This is a genomic window from Georgenia yuyongxinii, assembly GCF_006352065.1.
In the GTDB taxonomy this organism is placed as follows: Bacteria; Actinomycetota; Actinomycetes; order Actinomycetales; family Actinomycetaceae; genus Georgenia; species Georgenia yuyongxinii.
The window spans coordinates 3,254,867-3,279,923 of sequence record NZ_CP040915.1; the positions used below are offsets into that span (position 1 = coordinate 3,254,867).

The following is a 25,057-nucleotide window of genomic DNA, read 5'->3' on the forward strand; positions in this document are numbered from 1 at the left end:
AGATAGTTGCCCGCTGACGGACATGAGAGTTGCACGCGGGCGGACATGGAGCGTTGCCCGCTGGCGGTCATCGGATCTGCCCGACAGGACATTCGTTGCCTCGTCGCTTGCGCGGTTCGGGGCCGCACCTTGGTTGCGAAAGCGGCGCTGAAGCGCCCATTGCCCCGGGCGGGGACACGTGAACCGAGGAGATCTTGAAAATTCTCGGAGCGTTCGACCTCACCGGGTCCTACCCCGACGCCGGCAAACTGGCCGGGATCTCCCCCACACCGTCGCCCGCTACGTCGCCGCCCGCGATGGGGGGCGGTTGAGCGACAGGCCCACCGCCCGGGCACAGCTGATCGATGAGTTCTTGCCCTTGTGGCCCTGGGCTGCGCGGGCTCGGAGCGCACCACCCGCCGAGCGGTCGCGACCGCGACTCAGCAACGGTTCCAGACCAGCCATGACCTCTTGGACGTGCTCGTCGTCGCCGACGCCGGCGCGCCGCCCGAGTAGGAGGTGAAGGTAGCGTCAGCCACGTGGACAGTCGGATCGGCGAAGATGGTCCGCATCGGAGAACCTCGCCCTCTACGCAGCGACCGACACGCGGCCGGGCCGACTCTTCCACCGCTAACGGCGAAGAGCCACTCTCCTTTGGAACGCGATCTTGCCGCCCCGTATCGCCACTTGATCCCTACATTACGGAGGTTCACCAATGATGACTTCGCTCGTTGGCCAGCATGTTGATGCGCTTGATACGCCGGCATTGCTTATCGATCGAAAGGTATTACTCGGGAACATTGAAGTGATCGGCGCAAGCCTGCGAAAGCTGGGGACAGCTTGGCGTCCACATGCCAAGGCGCACAAGTCGCCTTCGATCGCCCACCTGCTGCTTGAGGCTGGCGCACATGGGATCACCTGCGCCAAGACCAGCGAAGCTGAAATCTATGCCGCATCGGGTATTCGTGACATCCTCATCGCGAACCAGGTCGTCGGACCGATCAAGACTCGCCGACTCGCACAGCTGGCAAGACAAGCGGACATCGCTGTGGCGGTTGATTGCCTTGAGAACGCGCTCGAGCATGACGCTGCCGCGGCCGAGGCGGGGACATCGCCGCGGCTTGTGATCGAGATAAACTCCGGCATGAACCGTGCGGGAATTGACCCCGGTGACGACACGGTAGAGCTGGCGAAACGGATCGTGGCCCTGAAGCATGTCCGCTTTGGTGGTGTCATGACGTGGGAGGGACATACGACGACGGTCGTCGATCCGGCCGCGCGTGAGCAGGCGATCCACGATTCACTGGCGCCGGTGCTTGAGTCGGTGCTGGCCATCCAGGACGCTGGCATAGACGTGCCGATCGTCTCGTGTGGTGGCACCGGAACGTTTCGGACCACTGCTGGTATCGAAGGCGTGACGGAGGTACAGGCGGGTGGAGGCATTTTTGGCGATCAAATCTACCGCGCACTTGGCGTCCCGGTGCAGCCAGCGCTCTCGCTTCTGGTAACAGTGACGAGCCGGCCGGCACCGGACCGGGTGATTATCGATGCGGGGAGGAAATCTTTGGACCCCACCGCTGCTTTGCCCGAAGTACAAGGGTTGAGCAACGTCCAATCGATGTCGTTCTCAGCCGAGCACGGCATCATCAACCTCAGTGCACCTACCGCAGACGTTCGGATTGGCGATCGGCTGCAGCTGCTGATCGGCTATAGCGACCAAGCCGTGCATCTCCACGAGCAGTTCTTCGTTCTTGACGGCAACACCGTGAGTTCTGTCTGGCCGACGTGGGCGCGCGGACGCTTGCAGTGAGCATGATGGGTGTAGAGCACGCGCCGGTAGAGGTTGGCGTCGCGCTTCCGCTGACACTGCGACGCCTTCGACGGCGGCCAGCTCGTCGACTCCATCACCCCAAGAACCGGCCGGCGCAGCGAGAACGACCCGGCGCGGCGTGTGACCGCGAGCCCAGGCGGCCTCGTAGTCCTTCTCAAGGTCGGACGTCCGTAGCAGGGACAAGGCGCGCTGAATCACCGCGGATCGGGAGCTCAGCCCGGCGCCGTCGTTGTCAGCGCCGACGCCTCACCCGAGCGTGACGGTCCGGCCTGTGGCCGCGGACTCGAGCACCGCCTCGACCACGGTGAGGGTGTGCACGCCCTCGGCCATGGTGACGATGCCGCCGACGTCGCCGTTCAGGGCGTCGCGGAAGTGCTCCTGCTCCACCCGCAGCGGCTCGCGCTTGGAGATGGCGAATCGGGTGACGTCACCCTCGGTCACGCCCCGGAACGCGGCGACGGCGCTCCCACTCGGTGGGGATGGTGCCGTTGGCGTAGAACGTCAGGTCGCCCGGGGCGGTGTCCGCCACGAACGCGCCGCGCTCACCGGTGACGATGGTCTGGCGCTCCTTGCGTGGGGAGAGCCAGTTGACCAGGTGGTTGACGATGATGCCGTTGGCCAGCCGACCGGTGACGGAGACCATGTCCTCGTGCTCGCGCCCGAGCGGTGCGCCACGTGCGCGGCGACGGTGGCGTACGGGGACTGGGCGATCCGGGCGGTGAGGTCGACGTCGTGGGTGGCGAGGTCCTTGACCACCGACGTCAGAGATGCGGCCCGGGAATGGGCCCTGCCGGCAGGTGGAGATCTGGTACACCTCACCGAGCTCGCCGTCCGCGATGCGGCCGCGCAGCTCGAGCAGGGCGGGGTTGCACCGCTCCACGTAGCCGACCGCGCCGTCGTGCTCCAGCCTGAGCTAGAACGCGACGATGTGGACGATCGCCAGGACACCCACCGCTAGGACGACGACTCTGTAGACGAGGTCCGGGATACGTCGGCCGACCCGCGCGCCGATCTGGCCGCCTATGACGGCGCCGACCGCGACCAGCGCCGCGGCGGGCCAGTCGACGTCGCTGATGAGGATGAACACCACAGCCGCCGCGCCGTTGGCGGAAGCAGCCAGCACGTTCTTCAGCGCATTGGCCTTCTGCAGTCCTCCAGGCAAGGCGATGGAGAGCACCGAGAGCAGGATGACGCCCTGCGCCGCACCGAAGTAGCCGCCGTAGACGCCGGTCAGACCCACCCCGACACTCAGCTTCCCGGTCACCGCACCTGGCGCCCCGACCGCCGCCCGGCGAGCCGCCAGCCGCTGCTTGAGGCGCGGGCCGACGACGATGAGGACGCATGCCAGGACGATGAGCACGGGCACCACCCAGGCGAAGATCTCCTCGGGCAGCACCAGCAGGAGCAGTGCGCCGAGCACGCCGCCGATCATCGAGGCGATCGCCAGTCGCGAGGCCACCCGGTAGTTGCCCCGCAGCTCCCGCCGGTAGCCGATCGCCCCGGAGATGTTGCCCGGCAGCACCCCGATGTTGTTGGTCACGTTCGCCAGCACCGGGGGCAGGCCGACGGCGAGCAGTGCCGGGAACGTCACCAACGATCCGGAGCCCACCACGGTGTTGATCGTGCCGGCGGCCGTGCCGGCCACCAGCAGGAGCAGGGCGTCGGCCCACGTCATGGCGTGGCCTCAGAAGCCACCGGCGTGACCGTCCTTCCGCGGGTCTGACCCACCGATGAGGGCGTCGCCCTGGACGATGACCGCCTGCCCGCCGCCGAAGCCGTGGGCGTTGTCGTCGAGGACGACCTGCTCGCCGGCCTCCTCCAACGCGGCCGCCTCGGGCCAGTAGCCCTCCTCGAGGTGGACGCCGTCGCCTGCGACGAGGAAGCGGGGGCGGTCCAGCGCGGCCTGCACGTCGAGCCCGTCGTCGACGAGGCTCGACACGAACTGCATGTGGGCCTGCGCCTGGATCGGGCCGCCCATGATCCCGAACGGACCGTAGAGGTCGCCGTCCCGGGCCATCATCCCCGGGATGATCGTGTGGTACGGCCGGGTGCCGGCGACCACGCGACCCTGGACGCCGAAGCCCGCACCCCGGTTCTGCAGCACGACCCCCGTGCCGGGGGCGACGACTCCGGAGCCGAATGACATGTACAGGCTCTGGATGAACGACACGGCCATCCGGTCCTCGTCGACGGCGGCGATGTAGACGGTCCCGCCCAGCGGCTCGGCAACCAACTGCTCCTGGACCTGGACGCGCCGGTCGAGGTGGGCGGGATCCAGGAGGTGGCTCACGTCGACGCCGTCACGCACGTTCGCCAGTGCGTCCTCGATCGCCAGCCGAGCGGCGCGGATCCGGTTCGGCAGGGTCGGACCGTCCATCCGTTCGAGCAGCCCGAGCGCCTCCAGTGCCGCGACACCCTGGGTGGGCGCGGGAAGCTCGAGAACCTCGGTGCCGCGGTAATTGTGCCGCAGCGGCTCGACCCAGCGCGGCGCGTAGGCGCGCAGGTCCTCCTCCTCCAGCCAGCTGACGGATGCGATGGCCTCGGCCACCGGTCCGCGGTAGAAGGCGTCGGGGCCCCCGTCGGCGATCCGGCGCAGCGTGGCGGCGAGCTCGGTCGCGGTCACCCGCTCCCCCAGGGTCGGCGCCGGCATGCCCGCGGGGGAGTCGGCGGCCGCCCACAGCTGAGCGGTGATCGCCGCGACGGCGAAGCCTCGTTCCGCCGCGTCGATCGCGTCGGCCAGGCACTCCTCGAGGCTGAGGCGACCGTAGCGGGCGTTGAGCTCCGCCCAGCCCGCCACCGCGCCGGGCACCGTGACCGACCGTGGCCCACGCGTGGCCGGGGTGTCGTCGTCGATCCGGGCGGGAGCCGGCCCGGCGGCGTCGAGGGCGTCGGCCTTGCCGTCCTTCCAGACGATCGCGAAGCAGTCCCCGCCGATGCCCGTGGACATCGGCTCGACCACGGTCTGCATGGCCGCCGCGGCGAGCGCCGCGTCCGCGGCGTTGCCCCCGCGGTTCAGGGCCCGCAGCCCGGCCCACGTGGCCAGCGGCTGGCTCGTCGCCACCATGGCACGCCCTGCGACGGTGGGCGGCCGGCCGGCGGCGGTGCGCACCGGGCGCCGGACGTGCGCGGGACCGTAGGAGGGACCCTTGAGCTGCGCAGGAGCATTCGTCATTGAACTACCTTTCTCACCACATTGCTTTGTCTGTATCGATCTCGACCATCTGCTGCAGCTCGCGCTCGAGCACGCGCTCGCGGAGATAGACGCCGACGGCGATGTCCTGAAAGGTCAGGCCGGAGCTGTCGAACAGGGTGATCTCGGACTCGCTGCGTCTGCCCGGTCTCGCGCCGGCGATCACGTCACCGAGGCTCGCGGCGACCACCTCGGCGTCCGCCGCCCCGGCGGCGATCGCCGTGCTGAGCTTGCCGTGGGCGACGGCGTTCGCCTTCTCGTCGGCGATCGTGCGAGCCATCGAGAAGATCCGGGGATCGAGCTCGCCCTGGTGCCCCATCGCACTGACGTGCGTTCCGGGCGCCAGGACCGTGGGATCGAACGCCGGCGTGCCGGCCCCCGTGCCGGTGATGAGGATCTCGGCCCGGCGCGCGACGTCGTCGGCCGTGCCGAACGTCTCGACGTCCACCCCGTGCCGCTGCCGGATGTCCGCGGCGAAGCGCGCGGCGCGCTCCGCGGAGGGGCTGAACAAGCAGATCTTGTCCACGTCACGACCGAGCGCCAGGTGGGCATCGACCGAGAACCGCGACACCGCACCGCTGCCGAGCACACCGATCACCCGCGCGTCGGGACGGGCCAGGTGACGCGTCGCCACCGCGCCGGCCGCACCCGTCCGCATGTAGCCGAGGTAGTTGGCCTCGATGATCGCGGCCGGCAGCAGGGACTCCGCCTCGAAGAGCGTCACGATCGCCATCCGCCGCTTGGCGTCGACGTCACCGTCGGAGAAGGCGATCATCTTGATCCCCCACCAGTCCGGCTCGATCCCGCCGAGCATCATCTTCGCCGAGCGGGGATGGGCCATGGCCGCGACCTCCGGCCGGGCCCAGGCGCTGGCCCCCTCCCAGGCCCGGCCGGAGGCGCTCAGCCCGAACACCTCTTCCTGCAGCCGGACACACTCCTCGACCGACAGCAGGTCCTTCACCTGCTGCATGGGGATGACGAGCGTTGCGCCCATCATGTGATCACGAAGAGCCCGCGGTCGGGGACGGAGAGCACCTCGGGACCCGAGGAGGTCAGCACGATGCTTTCCTCCGTGCCCCACTGCATGTCCGGCCGCCGCACGTAGATCTCGACGGAGAACACCATGCCCTCCTCGAGGACGGTCTCGTCGGTGAGCCGCACGAGCGGCATCTCGCTGGACTGCAAGCCCAGGCCGTGCCCGGCGTGCATGTAGGGGAACCGGTCGTAGGGCGCCAGGCCGCTGCCGTTCTCGGAGAAGCCCTCCTCCTCGAGGATGCCCAGGATGTCGCGCATGGCCTGGTCCGAGGTCACGCCGGGCCGGATCGCCTCGTCGATGGACCGCCGCACGAGCGTCCGCACGAGATCGTGCGAACGGTGCTGGGACTCGCTCGGCTCGCCCATGACGGCCATGCGCCCGAACTCGCCCCAGTACCCGTCCACGACCACGCCGGTGTCGAGGAAGATGGAGTCCCCCGGCTCCAGGGGCACCTCGGTCGGGCCGGAGAACGGCGTGATCGTGCCGTGGCCGCGGTAGCGGGCACTGGAGGAGATCGTCATCTGCGAGAACGGCGGCTCGTTGGAACCGGCGTCGATCAGGGCGTGCGCGCACAGGTCGTAGATGTCGCGCTCGCTCATGCCGGGCTCGGCCTCGGCGAAGGTGTGCGCCAGGGCCCGGCCGTTCATCTCGTGCGCCGTGCGGAGCCGGTCGAGCTCCGCCTCGGACTTGCGCGTGCGCATCTTCCACAGCAGCGGGCTGGCGTCCTCCCACGAGCACTCGGGGAGCTCACGCTTCGCCCGCTCCAGCTCACCGATCGGCATCTGGACGCGCGAGTCGAGACCCATCTCCAGGCCGATGCGGCCGCGCTGAAGGCCCACGCGCTTGAAGAGCTCGACCACGTCGGTGTGGCCAAACGGCTGGGTGTACGTGTGGATCTCCTCCACCCATCCCTGACGCGCGGTCACCACGCTGGCGTGGTGCACACACATCGCCGCGCCGCCCTCACGGGTGAGGAGCAGCAGGTGCGGGCGGCTCGTGGTCGCCTGGTAGTTCCGGGGCGAGTGCCCGGACAGGTACCGGTAATTCGGAGCCGACGTGGCGTCCCCCGTGACGATGATCGCGTCGAGGTTCTCCTCCGCCATCAGCTCCTTCGCACGCTCGACGCGCGCCCGGTACTCCTGCTCCTCGAAATCCATCAGTTCCCACTCCTTTGCCAGAAAACGATCTTTTTGTCCAAGAACTCGACGAACCGGTAGACGGCCAGGCCGACGATCCCGAGCGTCGAGATCACCGCGAAGGCGTTGGCCATCTGCAGCTGCATGTTGAAGGTCGTGATGAGGACGCCCATCCCCTCGTTCCCCCCGACGAACTCACCCACGATCGAGCCGATGAGCGCGAGGGGGACGGCCGTGCGGATACCACCGAAGACGACCGGGAGGGCGAACGGCCACTGCAGCTTCCGGAACAGCTGCCAGCGGGAGGCGCCCAGCGACCGCATCAGGGTGCGGGCGTCCGCCGGCGCGGTCGACAGCCCGACGATCACGCTGACCAGGACCGGGAAGAAGCACGTGGTCGCCGCGAACAGCACACGCGGGGTCAGGCCGAAGCCGAACCACACGAAGAAGAGCGGCGCGAGCGCGACCTGCGGGGTGGTCTGGAACAGCACCGCCAGGGGGTAGATGGCGCTGCGCACGAGCGGGATGAGGCTGATGAGCGTGCCGAGGACGATTCCGGCACTGGCGCCGATGGCGAACCCGGCGACCGCCTGCCACATCGTGACCCGCACGGCCCCCCAGAAGAAGGCCTCGTCCGCGAGGTCGACCAGCGCCGTGGCGACCTCGGTCGGGGCCGGCATGACCAGCGGATTGACGAGCTCCGCCGTGCTGGCGACCTGCCACAGTGCCAGCAACGCGACGATCGTGATGATCGGCGCCGCGACAGATGTACGGAGGCGGCGCCGGCGAGCCGCGCCGACGGTGGCCGTTCGCGTCCCTCGGCGGGACGGGACGGCAGCCGGCACCGGGTTCGGCTGGGCGGCCACGTCTACCTTCACTGAACCTTCTCCTCGGTGGATCCGTCCAGCGCCCGCCGGATCCGCTCGATCAGCGCCGTCCCCTCAGGGCTCGTCATCGACAGGAGCGTTCGCGGCCTCGGCAGGTCGATGGGCACGATGTCGACGATCTCGCCCGGGCGCGCCGTCATCACGATGACCGTGTCGGAGATCAGCACGGACTCGGCGATGTTGTGCGTGACGTAGATCAGGGTGCGTTGGAACCGCTCGTGCAGCTGGACCAGCTCGAGGTCGAGCCGCTCGCGCGTCATCTCGTCGAGGGCCGCGAACGGCTCGTCCATCAGCAGGAGCTCGGGCTCGAACACCAGGAGCCGGGCGAGGCTGACACGCTGCTGCATGCCGCCCGACAGCTCCCAGGGATACTTCTTCTCGAACCCTTCGAGGCCGACGAGGTCGAGGAGGTCCTGCGTCCGCTGCGCAGCCTCGCTCTTGTCGAGCCCGAGGATCTCGACCGGGAGCATCACGTTCTCCCGGACGGTGCGCCAGGGCAGGAGGACGGCGGACTGCATCATGATCCCGCAGTCCCGGCGCCCCGGGGCCGGGTCGGAGCCGCGGACCGTGATGGTCCCGCGGTCGTAGGTCTCCAACCCGGCGATCATCTTCAGGACCGTGGACTTCCCGCAACCGCTCGGGCCGACCATCGAGACCACGTGGCCGTGCGGGACCTCGAAGCTCACGTCCCGCACCGCCTCGACAACGCCGTCCCGGGTGGCGTACGTCTTGAAGATCCCGGAGACCGTGACCGCGGGCTCACTGGCCTGCACCACCGTGGTGCCCGGGCGCGGCGATCCGTCAAGCTCTGGGGTGCTGTTCATCGCGGGCCGTTCCATTGTGATCGCTGCACGATTCCTCATCAGGCCCCCGCTTGCTCGAGCAGCCCGTCGTTGATCGACTCGAGGAACTTGCCGTTGAAGGCCTCCTCGACCGGCACCGTCAGCGCCTCGCCAAGCGTCATGTCGAGGAGGATCTGGATGTTCTCGTAGTCGAAGGCGCCGGCCTTGCCGTCCTTCTCGGGAGCGAACTTCTCCGAGACAAGCTCGAGGGTGGCGTTCACGTACTCGTCGTCGGTGCAGTCACTGGGGATGACGCCGCAGACGATCTCCTTGGCCTCCTCGGGGTGCTCCTGCAGGAACCAGGCACCGAGGAAATAGCCCCTGACGAGATTGATGGCGACCTCGCGATCCTCCGGGTCCGCCATGGACTCCTCCGAGACCACGAAGCCCTCCGCCGGGAGCGCCTGGTACTTCTCCGGCATGAGCGACCGGAGCGTCATCCCGGCGTTGACCTTGAGTGCGGGGATGTCGCTGAGGCCGTGCGCGTAGGCCGCGATCCGGCCCGAGTCGAACGCGGCAGCGACCGCCGGTCCACCGGCGCCGACCGCGGGGATCTCGTACTCGTCCTCGGAGATGCCGGCTTCCTCCATCAGCTGCTTGACCAGGGCGACCGAGCCGTCACTTGCCGACGGCACACCGATCGCCTTGCCCTTCAGGTCCGCGAGCGACTGGATCGGCGAGTCGTCCGGCACGCTGACGCGGTTGATCAGGCCTCGGCCGAAGGCCGCGATGGCCATGACCTCGCCGCCGGCTGCCCGCGCGGCATAGGTCTCGCGAACCGAGACGCTGCCGGCGAACGCGTTGCCGGTGGCGATCTGCTGGGCGACGCTGGCGCTGCCATCCACGGACGGCAGATCCACGTTGATCCCCATCTCGGGGTAGAACTTCTCGGCCGCGATGATGTACGGGGACCAGAAGAGGCCAAGTGGCACGGGAAGTGCGACCGTGACGTCGCGCATCTCCCCGGCCGGCTGGGTCTCGCTGGTTGGCTTGTCGCCGCTGGTCGGTTCGTCGCCGTCGGCCGCGACGGCAGGTTCGTTGCCTGAGTCCCCGCACGCGGCGGTTGCAAGAAGCGCTGCGGCGACCATCGCCGCCGCGATCCCGCGGCGGGCCGAGCTGGATCCGCTGATAGACGTTCTCATGGTTCCACTCCCCTTCGAGTGAGGTTGACAATTTGAAGGTACAAGCGCCCTGAAAACATGGTCAACCAAGTCTGGTGCCTCACGTAATTCGTCCGCGAAAGCGGCCGAGCGAACCCTGTCCGGCATGGAATATTTCGCAAGCAGCAAACACTTGACCAGGGGCGCGCGATCACCTGGCCCCGTTCGGGCGGGAACAGCACGCCATTGATCCTGGAATCCCGGATACCGCCGCCTATGTGAAATCCGGGCGGTCCACCGGCCCTTAGCCCGTGGCCCCGGCGCAGCTTCCGGTCAGGGCCTCGAAATGGGCGGACGGGATGCTTGCGTGCCCGGTCTCGGCCCGGGCCAGCAAGCGCCGCCGGGTCAACAAGTCGTTGATCTGGTGGTCGATGGCGGCGGGGTTGAGCCGCTCTCGCGAGGCAGCCAGCTCGGCCTCCTGCGCCGGTGAGACGACTCCTGCAGCCAGGAGACGGTCCAGCGGCGTGGCGGGGTCGTCATACAGCCGCTTGCGGCGGCCCTGCATGTCCCACTCCCACCCCAGCGGCTTACGAGTGGGCGTGAAGTGATTGAGCCGGTCATTGACCAGGCTCCACGCCGTGTTCAGGACCTGACGTTCCGCCTCCGTGTCGAAACCGTAGGGGAAGCGACACCGGTGCGACAGGTCGGTGTTCTTGAGCACGGGTGCCGGACTGCCGTCGTCGCACCGTGATATGACGACCTCGAGAGCACGCCGGCGTGCCCAGTCGATCAGCGCGGTACTGCTGAACTCCTTGCGATTCTCGAAGTCGATCGCGACTACGGCGAAGGGGATTGTTCCGAGCGCGATCTCGAGAACGTCCAGGAGGTGCAGGACATTCTTGTTTGGCGTGGTGCGGGTGAAGGTCCAGCCCGTGTGGGCATCAGTAAGCACCAACGTACGGGCGAACTCGCCGTCGGCTCCGGGCCGGCAGTGCTCGATCACCTCGGCCGTGAAGAATCCCGGTTCACCCTCGCCCTCGTCCACAGCCCTGGTGTTGTTGGGCCATGACCGGGACAGGGCCGATGCCTCCGTTCTGCTGAGCATCCGCGAATGCCCATCGGATTTCATCTGCTGGAGGTAGCGGTCGATCGTCGCAGCGCTCATGGACAGCAGCTCGTCGCGAACGGTGGCGGTGTAGCCACGCTCCCCCTCCACCACTTCGCCGTGGCGCTCCAGACCCTCGAGGATCAGCGGTATCGAGACCACCAGGTACTTGCCGCACTGCTCACCTGACACCTCCCACACCCACCGCAGAAGCCGTCGCGCCTCGTGGGAGTACTTCGACGCGCGCAGCCGCTGTTTCACGACCACCTTCTGCGCCGGCTCCTCAGCCGCGCCGACCAGTCGACGACGCGCAGTGTCACGCGACCACCCCGTGAGGTCCACCACCTCGGACAGGATCCGTCCCTTGTCCTTCTTCCTCGCCGCCACGTACGCCTTGGCGCTCATGGGGTCGATCTCGGCATGAACACGCACAGCAACCTCACTTCCCACGCGCCACCTCGTCTGCGGTCAGCAGGCGCGGTGCGCCCTACGGATACAGCCCTCTGGCCAGGTGCGCCTCTGCCACCGTCTTGACGGCGAGCGACATGGCCGCGGATCTGAGGTCCAGATCGGCGGCGGTCGCGTGGGCGAGGACCCGGTTCCACGTCAGCTCCATGCGCGCCGCCAACCGATCCTCGACCTCCTTCTGGGTCCACCAGTAGGCCTGGTTGCCCTGGACCCACTCGAAGTAGGACACGACAACCCCGCCGGCGTTGGCCAGGATGTCGGGCACCACGAGCTGACCGTTGGCCCGCAGCGCCGCGTCCGCCTCCGGGGTGGTCGGACCGTTCGCGCCCTCGACGATCAGTCGCGCCGACACGTTGGCGACGTTCGCCGAGGTGATGACGCGCTCGACGGCGGCCGGGACCAGGACATCGACGTCGAGCTCGAGCAGGTCCTCCCGGTCGGGGAGCATCTCGGCGCCCGCGAAGGCGACCACCGTGCCGGCACGGGCGAAGTACGTGTCCAGCTCCTCGACGTCGATGCCCTCGGCGTTGTAGATCGCGCCGTGCTCGTCACTCACCCCGACGACGGTGAAGCCGGCGTCGTAGAAGTACCGGACCGCACCCCGGCCGACCTTTCCGTACCCCTGGACCGCCACCCGCGCGCCGGTGGCCTTGATGCCCGCGTGGTCGAGCGCGTGCCTGGCCGTCAGGAAGACGCCCAGGGATGTCGCGCTCGACCGGCCCAGCGAGCCGCCCAGGGCGACCGGCTTACCGGTGACCACGCCGGGGACCGTGTGCGCCGCCGCCGTGGAGTACGTGTCCATCATCCAGGCCATGACCCGCTCGTCGGTCCCGATGTCCGGCGCCGGGATGTCGCTGCTCGGACCGAGCAGCGGCATCATCTCGCTGGTGTACCGGCGGGTGACCCGTTGGACCTCCGCCTGCGAGTACATCCTGGGATCGAACGTCACGCCGCCCTTGGCCCCACCGAACGGCACGTCGACGAGCGCGCACTTCCAGGTCATCAGCATGGCGAGGGCACGTACCTCGTCGAGGCTGACGCTGCTGCTGAACCGCAGCCCGCCCTTGGCCGGGCCGCGGGACAGGTTGTGCTGCACCCGGTAGCCGACGAGGACCTCGACGGACCCCGTGTCCCGGCGGAGCGGGATGCTCACGGTCATCTCGCGCCGCGCCCTGGCCAGGAGGCTGTAGAGGCCCTCGTCGTACCCGAGGAGGTCCACTGCCCCGCGCAGTTGCGAGAGAACGTCCGAGAGCGGACCGTCGTTGCCCTGCGCGGGGACCGACCTCTCGGGCGCTGTCGTACTCACTGACTGAATCATCTGCTCGCTCCTCCAGGAGGACTCGGACGAACCGGCTGGCCTGCGCAGTTCCCTACTTCACGACGGTGCTGGACAGCTCCCGCTCGGATGTACCGGCCGCGCTCGTGTGCACCGGGGTGCACCAGTGCCGGTACTTGGGGTTCTTGCCGCGCACCATGTCGAGGTAGAACTCCTGCAGCCGCCGCGTGATCGGGCCGATGTTGCCGTCGCCGATCTTTCGGCCGTCGACGCTGCCGATGGCGGCGACCTCGGCGCCCGTGCCGCACAGGAACGCCTCGTCCACGCTGTACAGCTCGCTGCGGTCGACCACCCGCTCGCGGACCTTCAGCCCGAACTCCTCCTCGGCGATCTCCATGATCGTGCCGCGGGTGATCCCCACGAGGATGTCCTCGGTGGACGGGGGCGTCACGAGCTCACCGCCCACCACCAGGAAGAGGTTCGACGTGGAGCCCTCGGCCACGTTGCCCTCGCTGGTGAGCATCAGGGCCTCGTCGAAGCCCTGCAGCAGGCTGTCGGTCTTGGCCAACGCGGGGTTGACGTACGTGCCGCCGATCTTGGCGCGCGGGGGCGCCGCGTTGTCCTGGATACGCACCCAGGAGGAGACGCCCACGCTCAGCCCGCGCTCGGTGGGGAGGTACCGCCCCTGGGGGAAGCAGTAGGCCACGAACTCGTCGACGGCGTCGAGCAGGTTGACGCCCAGCTTGGTCGGCAGGCCCTTGTAGGCGATCGGCCGCAGGTAGGAGTCCTCGCGCAGGTTGTTGCGCTCGAGGAGCGAGCGGCACCGCTCGACCATCTCGTCGATGTCTGCCGGGAGCTCCATGCGCAGGATTCGCGCGGAGTTGTGCAGGCGCTGAAGGTGCTCGGGCAGGCGGAAGACGAAGAGCTGCTTCTCCTCCTCGTTCCAGTACGCCCGGATGCCCTCGAAGACACTCCACCCGGAGTTGAAGGCCATGGTGCGCACACTGATGGTCGCCTCGGCCGCGGGGACATACTTGTCGCCCATCAGAACAACGTCGGTCACTTTGCCACACTCATTTCTTTTGCTGCATCACTCAGTGGAAGGTCGTTAAGCATCGATCGCCCGTCGCGCATGACGTACCACGGGAAATCGAGCAGGACGGGGTCCCGGGCGAAGTTCGGGTCGACCAGGATGAGGTCCGCGATCTTTCCCGGCTCGATGGAGCCGATCTGGTCGGCAAGCCCCAGGCACCGCGCCGAGTTCAGGGTCGCGAACTTCACCGCCGTGCTGATCGGGACACCGCCCTCGACCATGAGGCGGATCTCCAGGCCCACCCCGCCGTGCGGGTTCTGCGGGGTGCCGGCGTCCGTGCCGCAGACCACGTTCACGCCGGCCGCGACGGACCGCCGGAAGCTCTCCGTGTTGGACTGGGCGGCACCGACCGCCTTGCGAATGATCGACGGCGCAACCCCGTCCTGGGACCCGCCGGCCACCAGGGTGTGGTAGGCGGACAGGGTCGGGGCGTGGGAGACGTTGCGCGCACGCATGAGCTCGCACGCCTCGTCGTCCAGGTAGCTGCCGTGCTCGATCGAGCCGACTCCTGCGCGGAGCGCGTTCTTGATGCCCTCGGTACCGATGGCGTGGGCCGCGACCGGGATGCCGAGCCGGTCGGCCTCGGCCACGCCCGCGGCCAGCTCCTCCTCGGTGTACGAGGCGCCGCCCGGCTCGGTGCCCGGGGTGAGCACGCCGCCGGTCGCGATCAGCTTGATGGAGCGTGCGCCGCGCTTCGCCTGGCCGCGCACGGCGGCGCGGACGGCCTCGGCGCCGTCGGCCTCCACGCCCGCCCAGTTGCCGTGCCCACCGGTCATGGTGATGAACGACCCGCTCGCCACCACGCGCGGGCCCGCCACCAGACCGTTGTCCACGGCGTCGGCGAGCGCGATCACCGCCGAGGTCCGGGCGCCACAGTCACGCACGGTCGTGACGCCCCCGGCCAGCGACCGCAGTGCGCTGGAGACCACGATGAGCGTCTCCTGGGCCTCGGAGTTCGCCGCGTAGCTCGTCGGGTCCGGCCGGCCGTCGAAGCTCAGGTGGACGTGGGTGTTGATGAGGCCCGGCAGGAGGGCGCGGCCTTCGGCGTCGACGACAGACGGATCCGCGGCCACCTCCGCCGGCAGGTCGCTCAGCGGCCCCACCCACGCGATCCGCTCGCCGTCGATGCTGACGGCGGCGTCGTACAGAGGTGCACCCCCCCGGCCGTCGTAGACAACGACATTCCTAATGAGCATGAACTCGCCCTTCGATAAGTGGTGCAGCGGGCACGGTGCGCTCTGCGACACGTGCCAGGACTTCCCAGCCGAGCCGTACGTCGATGCTTGCTTTCCCGGTCGGCAGGGCAACCGTGGGTCCGGTTGCCTGCCGGGCACTGCTGCCGTCGAGGATCGAGGCGATCTCTTCCCAGTCCTGCCAGGCGATCCGGTCGGGTCGTTGGTCGTACTGCCCCGCGAGAAACTCGCGGTGGTCGGTGACGAATCGCCCGGCCGTGGCGAAGAGGGAGTCGTCCCAGACGTACAGCCCGTCGATCGGGACGGCGACCGCGTCGTCGTCCAGCCACGCGCTGCGCAGGCTGGGCTCAGGGCACGGCACCGTGGAGGAGACGATGAGCTGCGAGCCACGCACCGCCTGCTCGGCGTCGCCCAGGGGCACCAGCTCGCACGCCACCTCCTCGCGCATCTCCTCACAGAAGCGGTCCCTGGTGGCGGCGGTGCGGGACACCACGCGCACTGTCTCGATGGCCGGGAAGGTCTCGACCAGTGCACGCAGCGTCCACCGCGCCAACATGCCCGCGCCCACGAGCGTCACCGTCGTCGGGGCCCGCGGCACCGTGAACTTGGCGAGCACCGCCGCGCAGGCGGCCGTGCGCAGGTTCGTGATGAGCGAGCCCTCGACGACCGCCACGGGCAGGCCCGTGTCCCAGTCGTCGAGGATGATGACGCTGTGCGAGTCGGGGACGCCCCATCTGCTGTTCCCGGGGAAGAACGCCGCCCACTTCATGCCGGACTGGCGCCACCCGGGAATCGATGCGGGCATGGCCAGCTTGAACGCCCCGTCCCGGCCGGTGTGCATCTCGATCTTGACCGGGACGATGCTTCCCGACGCGGCCTCCATGCGGTACGTGTCCTCGACGGCGCGCAGCGCATCGGAGATGCTCAGCCCCGTCGCGTCGACGTCCTCGTGGGAGACCACCGTCAGTGTGTGGACCATGGCTATCTGACCCACACCTGCTTCTCGAGGTTCACCAGCGGCTCGGCGCCGCCGGCGGTGACCAGGGCGGTCTCGCTGATCGCCATCATGGTGACGTCGTCGCTGAGCGCCGGCACCACGTGCAGGACCATGCCCTCGGTGATGACGGTGTCGTCGTGCGGGCGCAGGCTCATGCCTTCGATCCAGGTGCGGAAGCCCAGGCCGATCGAGTAGCCGCTCCGGTGGTTGAAGTACTCCCCGAGGCCGTGCTTCTCGACGGCGGCCCGTGCGGCGGCGTCGACCTCACCGGACGTGGCGCCCGGCTTCAGGGCGGCCAGCCCGGCGTTCAGTCCGTCGCGGCTGGCGGCCTCGAGACGCCGGCGGGTGTCGTCCATCCGCCCCAGGGCCACCGTCCGCATGGCGCCGGCGTGGTACCTGTTCATCGCGCCGCCGCACTCGATGAAGATGAGGTCGCCGTCGCCGAGCCTGGTGCGCTCCCATGCGGCGTGCCCGAACGGTGCGCGGAACCCGGCGCCGACGAGCGGCCCCAGGGAAGGGTCCTCGCTCCCGGCGCGGATCATCGCGTCGAGGCAGGCCGCCGCGACGTCGTTCTCGGTGTTGCCGACCACGCACGCCTCGACGGCCGCGTGCATGCCGATCCGGGTGAACTCGGCGGCCTGGCGGATCTTGGCGATCTCGAGCTCGCTCTTGACCAGCCGGAGGCCGGGCAGCAGCGTGGTGGTGTCGTGCCAGGTGGCCCCGGGCAGCTCCCGGGCCAGCCGGGCGACGTCGTTGGCGGAGATGCTCAGCCCGCTGCTGGGGATGCCGATCCGGCCGGTCTGGGCGCCGAGGTCGTGCAGGAGACCGACGAAGGTGGTCACCGGGTCCTGGTGGTCGTCGTACGCGAGGTACTCCTCGGCCCAGGAGTTGTTGAGGTAGATCCGCCGCTCGAGGTCCCGCGAGAGCATGACGGGCGTGCCGTCTGCCCGGACGATCAGCGCCTGCCAGGCGAAGAACCCCATGGAGCGGTAGCCGGTGAGGTAGTACAGGTCCTCGGGGCCCATGACGACGAGCGTGTCGATGCCCTGTTCCGCCATGGCGGCGCGGGTGCGGGCCATCCGCGCGGCGTACTCCTCGCGGGGGAAGACCAGGCTCTTCTCCAGCCCCGTCCCGGTGGCGATGTTGGTGGTGGACGCGGTCATCAGTTCACTCCGAGATCTCTTGGTGGCCGTCGTTGTCGCGCAGGATCTCCTCGCGCCAGAAGTCCAACGACCGCATCACGGGGAAGTCGTTGAAGGAGAACAAGAAGGCTTCCTCGTTGGGGTCGAGGTTGACGTGCTCGTGCCACGCCCAGCTCGGCACGCAGAAGATGTCGCCCTTCGTCCAGTCGTACCGCTTGCCCGCGATGACGGAGTACCCCGAACCCTGCGCGACGGTGTAAACCACCGAACCGGTGTGGCGGTGCGCCTTGGTCGCCTGACCCGGCAGCAGCATCTGCATGTGCGCACTCAGGGTCGGCATCACCGACCCACCCGTGAGCGGGTTGGAGTACTCCACGATGTACCCGTCGCACTCCGACCCCGGCGAAGCCTTGGCCACGTTGTGCAACGCGTCGTAGACCTGCTCCCACGGGTAGGCGAACAGCGGCGAGTACCGCTTCGACCACGAGTCCTCGAACCCGTACGGGCGCAGCTGCCCCACCCCGTACTTCAGGTACGAGTGGTTCGGCACCGGGTCCACGTCCTGGTACAGCTTTGGGTGCACCTGGTAGAAACCCGCGTCCATCGCGTTGACCAACGGGATGTCCAACCCGTCCTGCCAGATCACGTTGGTGTCGTCGGACTCGTTACCGTGCTCGTGGAACGCACCCGACGGGGTGATCGCGAAGTCACCCGGACCCACCGTGAGCTTCTGGCCGTCGACAACCGTCCACGCCCCCTTGCCCTCGTGGACGAACCGCAACGCCGCCGCCATGTGCCGGTGCGCCGTCATCGACTCACCCGGCCCCATGATCTGCAGGCCCGTGTACACGTTGCCCACCACCGCCGAGCCGTCCTGCTTCCCGGGGTTGACCAACATGATCACCCGGCGCCCGGCGTCATCGGCCTTCACCAGCCCCAGCGCCTGCTCCACCAACGGGCGCAGGTCGCGGTACTTCCACAACGCCGGCACCGTCTTCGGCTGCGGGAACCACGGCTCAATATCATTGGCAACCGTCCACAGCGCCCCCGCATTCACCCCCTTCAAAACCTCATAAAACTCATCCAGCGCCGCATCACTCGCGACCCGCGCCCGACCAATAACATCATCCGAATACGTCATGCCTGCTCTCCTCACACTCTCGTGACTACTTGATCACCAAAGACTCGATATCAACCGGCTCATCGAGACAGCTGACGCAACTCTCTTGTCACGTCAGGCGACGACTTGACGAAACCCGCAGGACCTGTCCCACAGTGGGCGCACTCGCCGCACGGACCTTCGGTCCTGACCGGGCCCGCGACGACGAGGGTGTCGATTTCTTGTTCCGCCATGCTCGTGGACGCGGTCATCAGTTCACTCCGAGATCTCTTGGTGGCCGTCGTTGTCGCGCAGGATCTCCTCGCGCCAGAAGTCCAACGACCGCATCACGGGGAAGTCGTTGAAGGAGAACAAGAAGGCCTCCTCGTTGGGGTCGAGGTTGACGTGCTCGTGCCACGCCCAGCTCGGCACGCAGAAGATGTCGCCCTTCGTCCAGTCGTACCGCTTGCCCGCGATGACGGAGTACCCCGAACCCTGCGCGACGGTGTAAACCACCGAACCGGTGTGGCGGTGCGCCTTGGTCGCCTGACCCGGCAGCAGCATCTGCATGTGCGCACTCAGGGTCGGCATCACCGACCCACCCGTGAGCGGGTTGGAGTACTCCACGATGTACCCGTCGCACTCCGACCCCGGCGAAGCCTTGGCCACGTTGTGCAACGCGTCGTAGACCTGCTCCCACGGGTAGGCGAACAGCGGCGAGTACCGCTTCGACCACGAGTCCTCGAACCCGTACGGGCGCAGCTGCCCCACCCCGTACTTCAGGTACGAGTGGTTCGGCACCGGGTCCACGTCCTGGTACAGCTTTGGGTGCACCTGGTAGAAACCCGCGTCCATCGCGTTGACCAACGGGATGTCCAACCCGTCCTGCCAGATCACGTTGGTGTCGTCGGACTCGTTACCGTGCTCGTGGAACGCACCCGACGGGGTGATCGCGAAGTCACCCGGACCCACCGTGAGCTTCTGGCCGTCGACAACCGTCCACGCCCCCTTGCCCTCGTGGACGAACCGCAACGCCGCCGCCATGTGCCGGTGCGCCGTCATCGACTCACCCGGCCCCATGATCTGCAGGCCCGTGTACACGTTGCCCACCACCGCCGAGCCGTCCTGCTTCCCGGGGTTGACCAACATGATCACCCGGCGCCCGGCGTCATCGGCCTTCACCAGCCCCAGCGCCTGCTCCACCAACGGGCGCAGGTCGCGGTACTTCCACAACGCCGGCACCGTCTTCGGCTGCGGGAACCACGGCTCAATATCATTGGCAACCGTCCACAGCGCCCCCGCATTCACCCCCTTCAAAACCTCATAAAACTCATCCAGCGCCGCATCACTCGCGACCCGCGCCCGACCAATAACATCATCCGAATACGTCATGCCTGCTCTCCTCACACTCTCGTGACTACTTGATCACCAAAGACTCGATATCAACCGGCTCATCGAGATAGCCGGCCTTCACCATGAGGTCGGGATTGACCGCGATCTTGTCGACGTCGATGTCGGCCGGGAACTCCGGGAGCGTGACCGCGTCCATGACGTCGTCGTCGAGCTTGGTGTAGACCTGAAGCAGGTCCCGGGTCTCGTCAGGCGACGACTTCGCGAACTTCGCAGCATCGGCGAGCGCCGCCTTGATGCTCGCGATCGTCGTGGGGTTCGCCTCGGCGAACTTCTTCGTCGTGTAGAACCCGGCCACCGAGAGCCCGTCGGCGGGCCCGCTGTACGCGTCGACGACCTCGTTGACGTCGTAGTCCTTCTTCAGCAGGGTGATGAACGGTTCGGTCAGCCATGCCGCGTCGAAGTCCCCACGCGCCAGGCCGGCGCCCATGTCCGGATACGGCATCTCCACGCGTTCGATGGCGCCGTAGTCCACACCCAGGTCTTCCAGCACTGTTTGGGAGACGAGGTCCGGAATGGTTCGCACCTGGGCCAGTGCGAGCTTGTTGCCGGGCAGGTCCTCGGGCCCCACCACATCGGAGTCGGCGAGCGAGTAGATCCCCGCCAGGCCCTTGGTCGCGCGCGCCGCCTCGGCGATGATCGCCACGTCGAGGATGCCCTGGTCGTGGGCCTGCAGGATCGTGACGTAGGCGCCGAAGCCGACGTCGATGTCACCGGCGGCCATCGCGGTCGCGTTGGTCGCCCCGCCGATACCGGAGCTCAGCTCGACATTGAGACCGTGGTCCTCGAAGTAGCCCTTCTCCAGGGCGATGAAGACGAGGCCGGGGTCCAGCACGGGAATCAGGCCGATCGTGATGTCGGTCTGCTCCTCCGCGTCGCTGGCGGCGTTGGATCCGCCGCACGCCGAGAGCACCATGGTCGATGCGGCGATCGCCGCGATCACGCTAGAACGCCAAAGCTTGTTGTTCATGAGGCTCCTCAGGGGGTCTGGATGGTGGCTACGGCCGTGGCTTCGACCGAATCGGCTGGAGTGGTGGGGCCGAGGTCCGGCGGGACCCCCTTCGCTGCGCGGATGAGCCGCGCGAGGCGGGAACGAAGCTCGATGAACTCGTGCAGCTCCCTCGTGCGGATCTGGTGCCGCGGCCGTGGGATGGGGATCTCCACGTCCGCGATGACGCGCGTCGGGGAGGAGCCGAGCACCACGACACGGTCCGACTGGTACACGCTCTCGTCGATGTCGTGGGTGACGAACAGGATGGTCATGCCGAACTTCGCCCAGACGTCGAGGAGGAGGTCCTCCAGCTCGGCGCGGGTCTGCGCGTCGACGGAGGCGAACGGCTCGTCCAGCAGCAGGATCTTGGGCCGGTACGCGAGGGCTCGGGCGATGGCGACCCGCTGCTGCATACCGCCGGACAGCTGCCACGGGTACTGCGCCGGGATGTCGCCGAGCCCTACCGCGTGGAGGCTCTCGTCGATACGCGCGTTGACCTCCGCCTTGGAGAGCTTGAGCCCGTTGAGCGCGAACCGGACGTTCCCGGCGACGGTGAGCCAGGGGAAGAGCGACCGGCTGTAGTCCTGGAACACCAGGGCAAGCTCCCTGGGGACGCCGGTGTACCGCGCGCCGTCGAGCGCGACCGCCCCTGAGGTGGGCTCCATCAGGCCGGAGATGCAGCGCAGCAGCGTGCTCTTTCCGCAGCCCGAGGGACCGACGATGGAGACGAACTCCCCGGCCCCGACCGTGAAGGAGAGGTTCTCCAGGACCCGCCGGGTGGTGTCACCGGCGCCGTACTCGTGCATGACGTCGTCGGCGACCAGCACTCCCGTGGACCTGCGGGGCACGCCGTGGCCGCCGTCTGGTGTCGGGCCGTTCGAAAGGGTTGCTGCTGGCATCACACGCTCCTCTTCTTTGAGCCTCGATGCCACCGAAGTAGTCGAGATTCCGCGTACTGCAGGCCCACGCTGAGGGCATATCCCATGAGGCCGAGCAGGATGATCCCGGCCCACACGTTCAAGATGTCGAAGGACCGCTGCGCCGTGAGGATCCCGTACCCCACGCCGTTGACGCCCGCGACCATCTCCGAGATCACCATGAGGATGAGCCCCAGCGAGAGGCCGATCCGCAGTCCCGTGAAGATGTAGGGCAGGGCCGACGGCAGGACGATCTGCATCAGCCGCTGCCGTGCGCTCAGGCGGAAGATGATGCCTGCCTGGAGCTGCGTGGGTTCTACCGCCTGCACTCCGGTGATCGTGTTGAGCAGGATCGGCCACATCACCGCGAAGGCCACGAAGGAGATCCGCATGGTCTCGGTGGCACCGAACAGGATCAGGAACAACGGGATGAGCACGGGCGGGGGGATCGCCCTCATGAACTCCAGCAGCGGCATGAGGTAGGAGTCGAGCCCGCGGACCATCCCGAGGAGGACACCGAGGACGATGCCGATCACCGACGCCAGCGCCCACCCGCCGACCGCCCGGACCAGGCTGGGCAGCACGTCGTCGGCGACCGCCTGGGTGAGGAAGAGGGCGGACACCGGCCCGGACAACCAGTTCTCGCGCGCCCGGCCCAGAACGTCGAGCAGCGGCGGGAAGAACGGCGAGTCGATGGCGACGGCCGCGGCCTGCCACACCACGCCGGCTGCCAGGATGACGGCCAGGCTCAACGCGCCCCGCATCCCGAGGGCGCCTCGCCGGAGGGTCGTCGCGATCATGCCTTGCGCTCCGAGTTCTTCCAGAACAGCATCCGCCGCTCGACGTACACCAGGGCGCTGTTGATACCGAGTCCCAGCAGGCCCGTGAGCACGGTCGCCGCGTAGACCGTGTCGGCACCGGCGCCGGTGATGCTGGCCTGGAAGATCAGGGTGCCGATTCCGGCGTCACCCCCGGCGAGGAGCTCCGCACTGATGGCCACGACCAGGACGACGGCCGAGGCGATGCGCACACCCGTGTAGATGTGCGGGGCCGCGCTGGGAAGCGTCACGCGCGTGAGAACTCCCCAGCGGGAGTAGTTGAAGCTGACGGCGGTGTCCTTCGCCGTGGGGTCGACGTCGTGGACGCCGGAGATCGTGTTGAAGAAGATCGGCCAGAACGCGGCGTAGACGGTCAGGACGACCTTCATCTCGGTCCCGGTCCCCAGCATGAGCATGGCGATCGGGATCAGCGCCACGGACGGGATCGGCCGCAGGAACTCCACGAGTGCGCTCGACGCCCGGTAGGCGAGCTCCGAGGTCCCGACGAGGATGCCGACCGGTACGGCGAGCAGCATGGCCAGGGCGAGACCCGCCACCCACGCCAGCAGCGTGGCGGCCGCGTGACCGAGGAACTCACCGTCCAGGAGCAGCTCGCCCGCCCGGACCAGGACCACCGAGGACGGCGGCAGGTAGCTGGGCGGCACGATCCCGCTGCGACCGACGAGCTCCCCCACCACGATGAGCACGGCGAACCCGACCACGCCCTGGAGCCGTAGCCGGAACCGCCGCCGCGGCGGGCGCCCGACGGGTGCCACGCCGGGGCGCCGGAGGGTGGTGGCAGCCATGCTCAGTGCCCGAACGCTTCCACGAGCCACCAGGCGGCGAGATCCTGGCTCGTCTTCGCATCGATGACCAGCGGACGGTCGCGCGGGCCGGCCAACCAGGTCGTGATGATGTCGAGGTCCCGGGCCTCGCGCACCGTGGCCGCCTCGCAGCCCAGCGAGCGGGCCAGGCTGGCGATGTCGACGTCAGGGAACGTGACCGTGTCGAGCTCGTGACCGTCCGGACCGAAGTGGTGAACCTCCGCGCCGTAGCCGGCGTCATTGTACACCACGATCACCATCGGCAGCCGCAGCCTGACCACGGTCTCCAGCTCGGAGACCCCCATGAGGAATCCGCCGTCACCGCACGCGACCACCGGCAGCCGATGGGGCTGGGCCAGGGCGGCGCCGATCCCGGTCGCGAGGCCCAGGCCGATGCTCTGGAACGCCTGGGTGAAGCAGAAGGCGTCCTCGTCGGGCACCCTCAGGTAGGCCGCCGGGTAGCCCATGAAGTTCCCCGAGTCGACCGCGACCACGCGGTCGTCCGGGAGGGCGGCGTCCAGGGTCCTGCTCAGGATCCGCGGGTCGATCCGGTCACCGGTGTGCTCGTCCTCGACCGGGACGTTCGTCCAGTGGCCCCCCGCGGCGATCCGCGCGCCGACGGCGGCGGTGCGGTAGCCCTCGCGTGGCTGCGTGAGGCGCGAGGCGAGGTGCGCTCGGACGGCGGCGGCGGTCGCGGCGACGTCTCCGACCACTCCAAGGTCGATGGCCCGGTGCGCGCCCAACGCCTCGCGTTCGAGGTCGACCTGGACGACGGTGGCCTCCTCAGAGATGAGCTTGCCTGATCGCATCGTCCACATGTTGAGGGCGCAGCCCCAGCCCACGATGAGGTCGGCTCCATGGACCAGGTCCGCCACCTCCGGGGTGGAGAAGCCGCCTACGATCCCCAGGCTCCAGGGATTCCCGGCGAACAGCCCGTTCGCGACGGCGGAGGTCCCGACCAGGGCGCCGACCTCTGCCGCCAACGCCGTCAGCGCCTCGGCGCCCCGCTTGCCGCGAGAGCCGCGGCCTGCGACGAAGACGGGCTTGCGGGCGGCCAGGAGAAGGTCGGCAAGGGTCTGCACGGCTTCCGCGTCGGGCTCGACCGGGGAAGTGCCGCTCGCACGCCGCACCGCATACTCACCGTCGCCCGTGATCTCCTCGGCCAGGATGTCGATGGGCAGGTTGAGCAGCACCGTGCGTCGTTGCTCGCGTGCTTCGTCGAGCGCGGCGAGCGCTTCCGCGACTGCGGTCTGCGCGCTGGTGACGGTGCGCGCGACTGCACCGACCGATGTGGCGAGCTGCTGCTGCTCGATCCAGAAGTTCGAGTGCCGCAGCACTGCCTGCGGCGCCAGCACCAGCATCGGGGTGCGGCTCTTGGCAGCCTCGGCGATACCGGTGACGGCGTTGGTCAGGCCACACCCCTGGTGCACCGACAACACCCCGACCTCGCCGGACATCCGGGCGAAGGCGTCCGCCATGGTGGCGGCCCCGCCCTCGTGCCGCGCTGCCACGAAGCGAGCCCCGGACTGGTTGAGGGCGTTCGTGACGTGGAAGTTGCCGCTTCCCACGACGCCGAATACATGGCTCACCCCTGCTGCTGCTAGGTGCTGGCCGATGGCCTGATCTACGCGCATAGCTCCCCACACGTCATCGTGAATCGGGCGCCGCCGCTACCGCTCTGGGCGGGTGCTGCTGGCATCTTGTGACGGACACTACACAGACG

The 25,057-nt window shown here is 68.5% G+C and carries 21 protein-coding genes and 1 pseudogene; 1 reads left to right on the top strand and 21 read right to left on the bottom strand.

Annotated features, from left to right (window positions below; genetic code table 11):
• Positions 1-694: 694 nt before the first annotated feature.
• Entirely contained in the window at positions 695-1,789 is a 1,095-nt protein-coding gene (locus FE374_RS14720; protein ID WP_139929946.1) for an alanine racemase, read from the top strand.
• A gap of 267 nt (positions 1,790-2,056) precedes the next feature.
• Here FE374_RS14720 and FE374_RS19950 read toward each other — a convergent pair.
• The 21 genes and pseudogenes from FE374_RS19950 to FE374_RS14825 all read right to left on the bottom strand — a co-directional run.
• A pseudogene (locus FE374_RS19950) lies at positions 2,057-2,705 on the bottom strand (Gfo/Idh/MocA family protein); the annotation flags it as partial.
• Positions 2,706-2,723: 18 nt separating this feature from the next.
• The gene (locus FE374_RS19270; RefSeq protein WP_168205712.1) at positions 2,724-3,485 is read right to left on the bottom strand and encodes a sulfite exporter TauE/SafE family protein; all 762 of its coding nucleotides are present in this window, start codon (positions 3,483-3,485) and stop codon (positions 2,724-2,726) included.
• 9 nt (positions 3,486-3,494) lie between these two features.
• Complete coding sequence (locus FE374_RS14735; RefSeq protein WP_139929947.1) at positions 3,495-4,982, bottom strand: gamma-glutamyltransferase family protein; 1,488 nt, start codon at positions 4,980-4,982, stop codon at positions 3,495-3,497.
• A 13-nt stretch (positions 4,983-4,995) separates the two neighbouring features.
• Positions 4,996-5,997 (bottom strand): ornithine cyclodeaminase family protein, encoded by a 1,002-nt coding sequence (locus tag FE374_RS14740; RefSeq protein ID WP_139929948.1) that lies wholly within the window; start codon positions 5,995-5,997, stop codon positions 4,996-4,998.
• On the bottom strand, positions 5,994-7,193 hold the full coding sequence (locus FE374_RS14745) for a M24 family metallopeptidase (RefSeq protein ID WP_139929949.1): 1,200 nt from the start codon (positions 7,191-7,193) through the stop codon (positions 5,994-5,996). The genes FE374_RS14740 and FE374_RS14745 overlap by 4 nt, the downstream gene beginning before the upstream one ends.
• Positions 7,193-8,050 carry an ABC transporter permease gene (locus FE374_RS14750; protein ID WP_139929950.1) on the bottom strand — a complete coding sequence of 286 codons (858 nt, stop codon included), beginning with the start codon at positions 8,048-8,050 and terminating at the stop codon, positions 7,193-7,195. Before FE374_RS14750 ends, FE374_RS14745 begins: the two co-directional genes overlap by 1 nt.
• Positions 8,047-8,883 carry an ABC transporter ATP-binding protein gene (locus tag FE374_RS14755; protein ID WP_223173554.1) on the bottom strand — a complete coding sequence of 279 codons (837 nt, stop codon included), beginning with the start codon at positions 8,881-8,883 and terminating at the stop codon, positions 8,047-8,049. Before FE374_RS14755 ends, FE374_RS14750 begins: the two co-directional genes overlap by 4 nt.
• 38 nt (positions 8,884-8,921) lie before the next feature.
• Positions 8,922-10,043 carry an ABC transporter substrate-binding protein gene (locus FE374_RS14760; protein ID WP_168205713.1) on the bottom strand — a complete coding sequence of 374 codons (1,122 nt, stop codon included), beginning with the start codon at positions 10,041-10,043 and terminating at the stop codon, positions 8,922-8,924.
• Between the two features lie 262 nt (positions 10,044-10,305).
• A complete protein-coding gene (locus FE374_RS14765; protein WP_139931625.1) occupies positions 10,306-11,511 on the bottom strand; it encodes an integrase in 1,206 nt (401 codons plus the stop codon).
• An 82-nt stretch (positions 11,512-11,593) separates the two neighbouring features.
• The gene (locus FE374_RS14770; RefSeq protein WP_139929952.1) at positions 11,594-12,892 is read right to left on the bottom strand and encodes a Glu/Leu/Phe/Val family dehydrogenase; all 1,299 of its coding nucleotides are present in this window, start codon (positions 12,890-12,892) and stop codon (positions 11,594-11,596) included.
• A gap of 52 nt (positions 12,893-12,944) precedes the next feature.
• Positions 12,945-13,913 (bottom strand): branched-chain amino acid transaminase, encoded by a 969-nt coding sequence (locus FE374_RS14775; RefSeq protein ID WP_269142040.1) that lies wholly within the window; start codon positions 13,911-13,913, stop codon positions 12,945-12,947.
• Positions 13,910-15,139 carry a metal-dependent hydrolase family protein gene (locus FE374_RS14780; RefSeq protein WP_139929954.1) on the bottom strand — a complete coding sequence of 410 codons (1,230 nt, stop codon included), beginning with the start codon at positions 15,137-15,139 and terminating at the stop codon, positions 13,910-13,912. Before FE374_RS14780 ends, FE374_RS14775 begins: the two co-directional genes overlap by 4 nt.
• A complete protein-coding gene (locus FE374_RS14785) occupies positions 15,129-16,130 on the bottom strand; it encodes an ornithine cyclodeaminase family protein (RefSeq protein ID WP_139929955.1) in 1,002 nt (333 codons plus the stop codon). Before FE374_RS14785 ends, FE374_RS14780 begins: the two co-directional genes overlap by 11 nt.
• Entirely contained in the window at positions 16,118-17,296 is a 1,179-nt protein-coding gene (locus FE374_RS14790) for a M24 family metallopeptidase (RefSeq protein ID WP_139929956.1), read from the bottom strand. The genes FE374_RS14785 and FE374_RS14790 overlap by 13 nt, the downstream gene beginning before the upstream one ends.
• Before the next feature lie 4 nt (positions 17,297-17,300).
• A complete protein-coding gene (locus FE374_RS14795) occupies positions 17,301-18,416 on the bottom strand; it encodes a cupin domain-containing protein (protein WP_139929957.1) in 1,116 nt (371 codons plus the stop codon).
• A gap of 234 nt (positions 18,417-18,650) precedes the next feature.
• Positions 18,651-19,766, bottom strand: a complete 1,116-nt coding sequence (locus FE374_RS14800; protein ID WP_139929957.1) for a cupin domain-containing protein — start codon at positions 19,764-19,766, stop codon at positions 18,651-18,653.
• A gap of 25 nt (positions 19,767-19,791) precedes the next feature.
• Positions 19,792-20,754, bottom strand: coding sequence for an ABC transporter substrate-binding protein (locus FE374_RS14805; protein ID WP_139929958.1), 963 nt, complete (start codon positions 20,752-20,754; stop codon positions 19,792-19,794).
• 8 nt (positions 20,755-20,762) lie between these two features.
• Positions 20,763-21,581, bottom strand: a complete 819-nt coding sequence (locus FE374_RS14810) for an ABC transporter ATP-binding protein (RefSeq protein WP_139931626.1) — start codon at positions 21,579-21,581, stop codon at positions 20,763-20,765.
• Positions 21,582-21,673: 92 nt separating this feature from the next.
• Complete coding sequence (locus tag FE374_RS14815) at positions 21,674-22,492, bottom strand: ABC transporter permease (protein WP_223173556.1); 819 nt, start codon at positions 22,490-22,492, stop codon at positions 21,674-21,676.
• A complete protein-coding gene (locus tag FE374_RS14820) occupies positions 22,489-23,316 on the bottom strand; it encodes an ABC transporter permease (protein ID WP_139929959.1) in 828 nt (275 codons plus the stop codon). Before FE374_RS14820 ends, FE374_RS14815 begins: the two co-directional genes overlap by 4 nt.
• Positions 23,317-23,318: 2 nt before the next feature.
• Positions 23,319-24,968, bottom strand: a complete 1,650-nt coding sequence (locus tag FE374_RS14825) for a thiamine pyrophosphate-binding protein (RefSeq protein WP_139929960.1) — start codon at positions 24,966-24,968, stop codon at positions 23,319-23,321.
• Between the last annotated feature and the right edge of the window lie 89 nt (positions 24,969-25,057).

Excerpts from the sequence above, each read along its gene's own strand:
- FE374_RS14720 (WP_139929946.1), top strand. The coding sequence starts at position 695 with ATGATGACTTCGCTCGTTGGCCAGCATGTTGATGCGCTTGATACGCCG.
- FE374_RS19270 (WP_168205712.1), bottom strand. The coding sequence starts at position 3,485 with ATGACGTGGGCCGACGCCCTGCTCCTGCTGGTGGCCGGCACGGCCGCC.
- FE374_RS14735 (WP_139929947.1), bottom strand. The coding sequence starts at position 4,982 with ATGACGAATGCTCCTGCGCAGCTCAAGGGTCCCTCCTACGGTCCCGCG.
- FE374_RS14740 (WP_139929948.1), bottom strand. The coding sequence starts at position 5,997 with ATGATGGGCGCAACGCTCGTCATCCCCATGCAGCAGGTGAAGGACCTG.
- FE374_RS14745 (WP_139929949.1), bottom strand. The coding sequence starts at position 7,193 with ATGGATTTCGAGGAGCAGGAGTACCGGGCGCGCGTCGAGCGTGCGAAG.
- FE374_RS14755 (WP_223173554.1), bottom strand. The coding sequence starts at position 8,883 with ATGAACAGCACCCCAGAGCTTGACGGATCGCCGCGCCCGGGCACCACG.
- FE374_RS14760 (WP_168205713.1), bottom strand. The coding sequence starts at position 10,043 with ATGAGAACGTCTATCAGCGGATCCAGCTCGGCCCGCCGCGGGATCGCG.
- FE374_RS14765 (WP_139931625.1), bottom strand. The coding sequence starts at position 11,511 with ATGAGCGCCAAGGCGTACGTGGCGGCGAGGAAGAAGGACAAGGGACGG.
- FE374_RS14770 (WP_139929952.1), bottom strand. The coding sequence starts at position 12,892 with ATGATTCAGTCAGTGAGTACGACAGCGCCCGAGAGGTCGGTCCCCGCG.
- FE374_RS14780 (WP_139929954.1), bottom strand. The coding sequence starts at position 15,139 with ATGCTCATTAGGAATGTCGTTGTCTACGACGGCCGGGGGGGTGCACCT.
- FE374_RS14790 (WP_139929956.1), bottom strand. The coding sequence starts at position 17,296 with ATGACCGCGTCCACCACCAACATCGCCACCGGGACGGGGCTGGAGAAG.
- FE374_RS14795 (WP_139929957.1), bottom strand. The coding sequence starts at position 18,416 with ATGACGTATTCGGATGATGTTATTGGTCGGGCGCGGGTCGCGAGTGAT.
- FE374_RS14800 (WP_139929957.1), bottom strand. The coding sequence starts at position 19,766 with ATGACGTATTCGGATGATGTTATTGGTCGGGCGCGGGTCGCGAGTGAT.
- FE374_RS14805 (WP_139929958.1), bottom strand. The coding sequence starts at position 20,754 with ATGAACAACAAGCTTTGGCGTTCTAGCGTGATCGCGGCGATCGCCGCA.
- FE374_RS14810 (WP_139931626.1), bottom strand. The coding sequence starts at position 21,581 with ATGCACGAGTACGGCGCCGGTGACACCACCCGGCGGGTCCTGGAGAAC.
- FE374_RS14815 (WP_223173556.1), bottom strand. The coding sequence starts at position 22,492 with ATGATCGCGACGACCCTCCGGCGAGGCGCCCTCGGGATGCGGGGCGCG.
- FE374_RS14820 (WP_139929959.1), bottom strand. The coding sequence starts at position 23,316 with ATGGCTGCCACCACCCTCCGGCGCCCCGGCGTGGCACCCGTCGGGCGC.
- FE374_RS14825 (WP_139929960.1), bottom strand. The coding sequence starts at position 24,968 with ATGCGCGTAGATCAGGCCATCGGCCAGCACCTAGCAGCAGCAGGGGTG.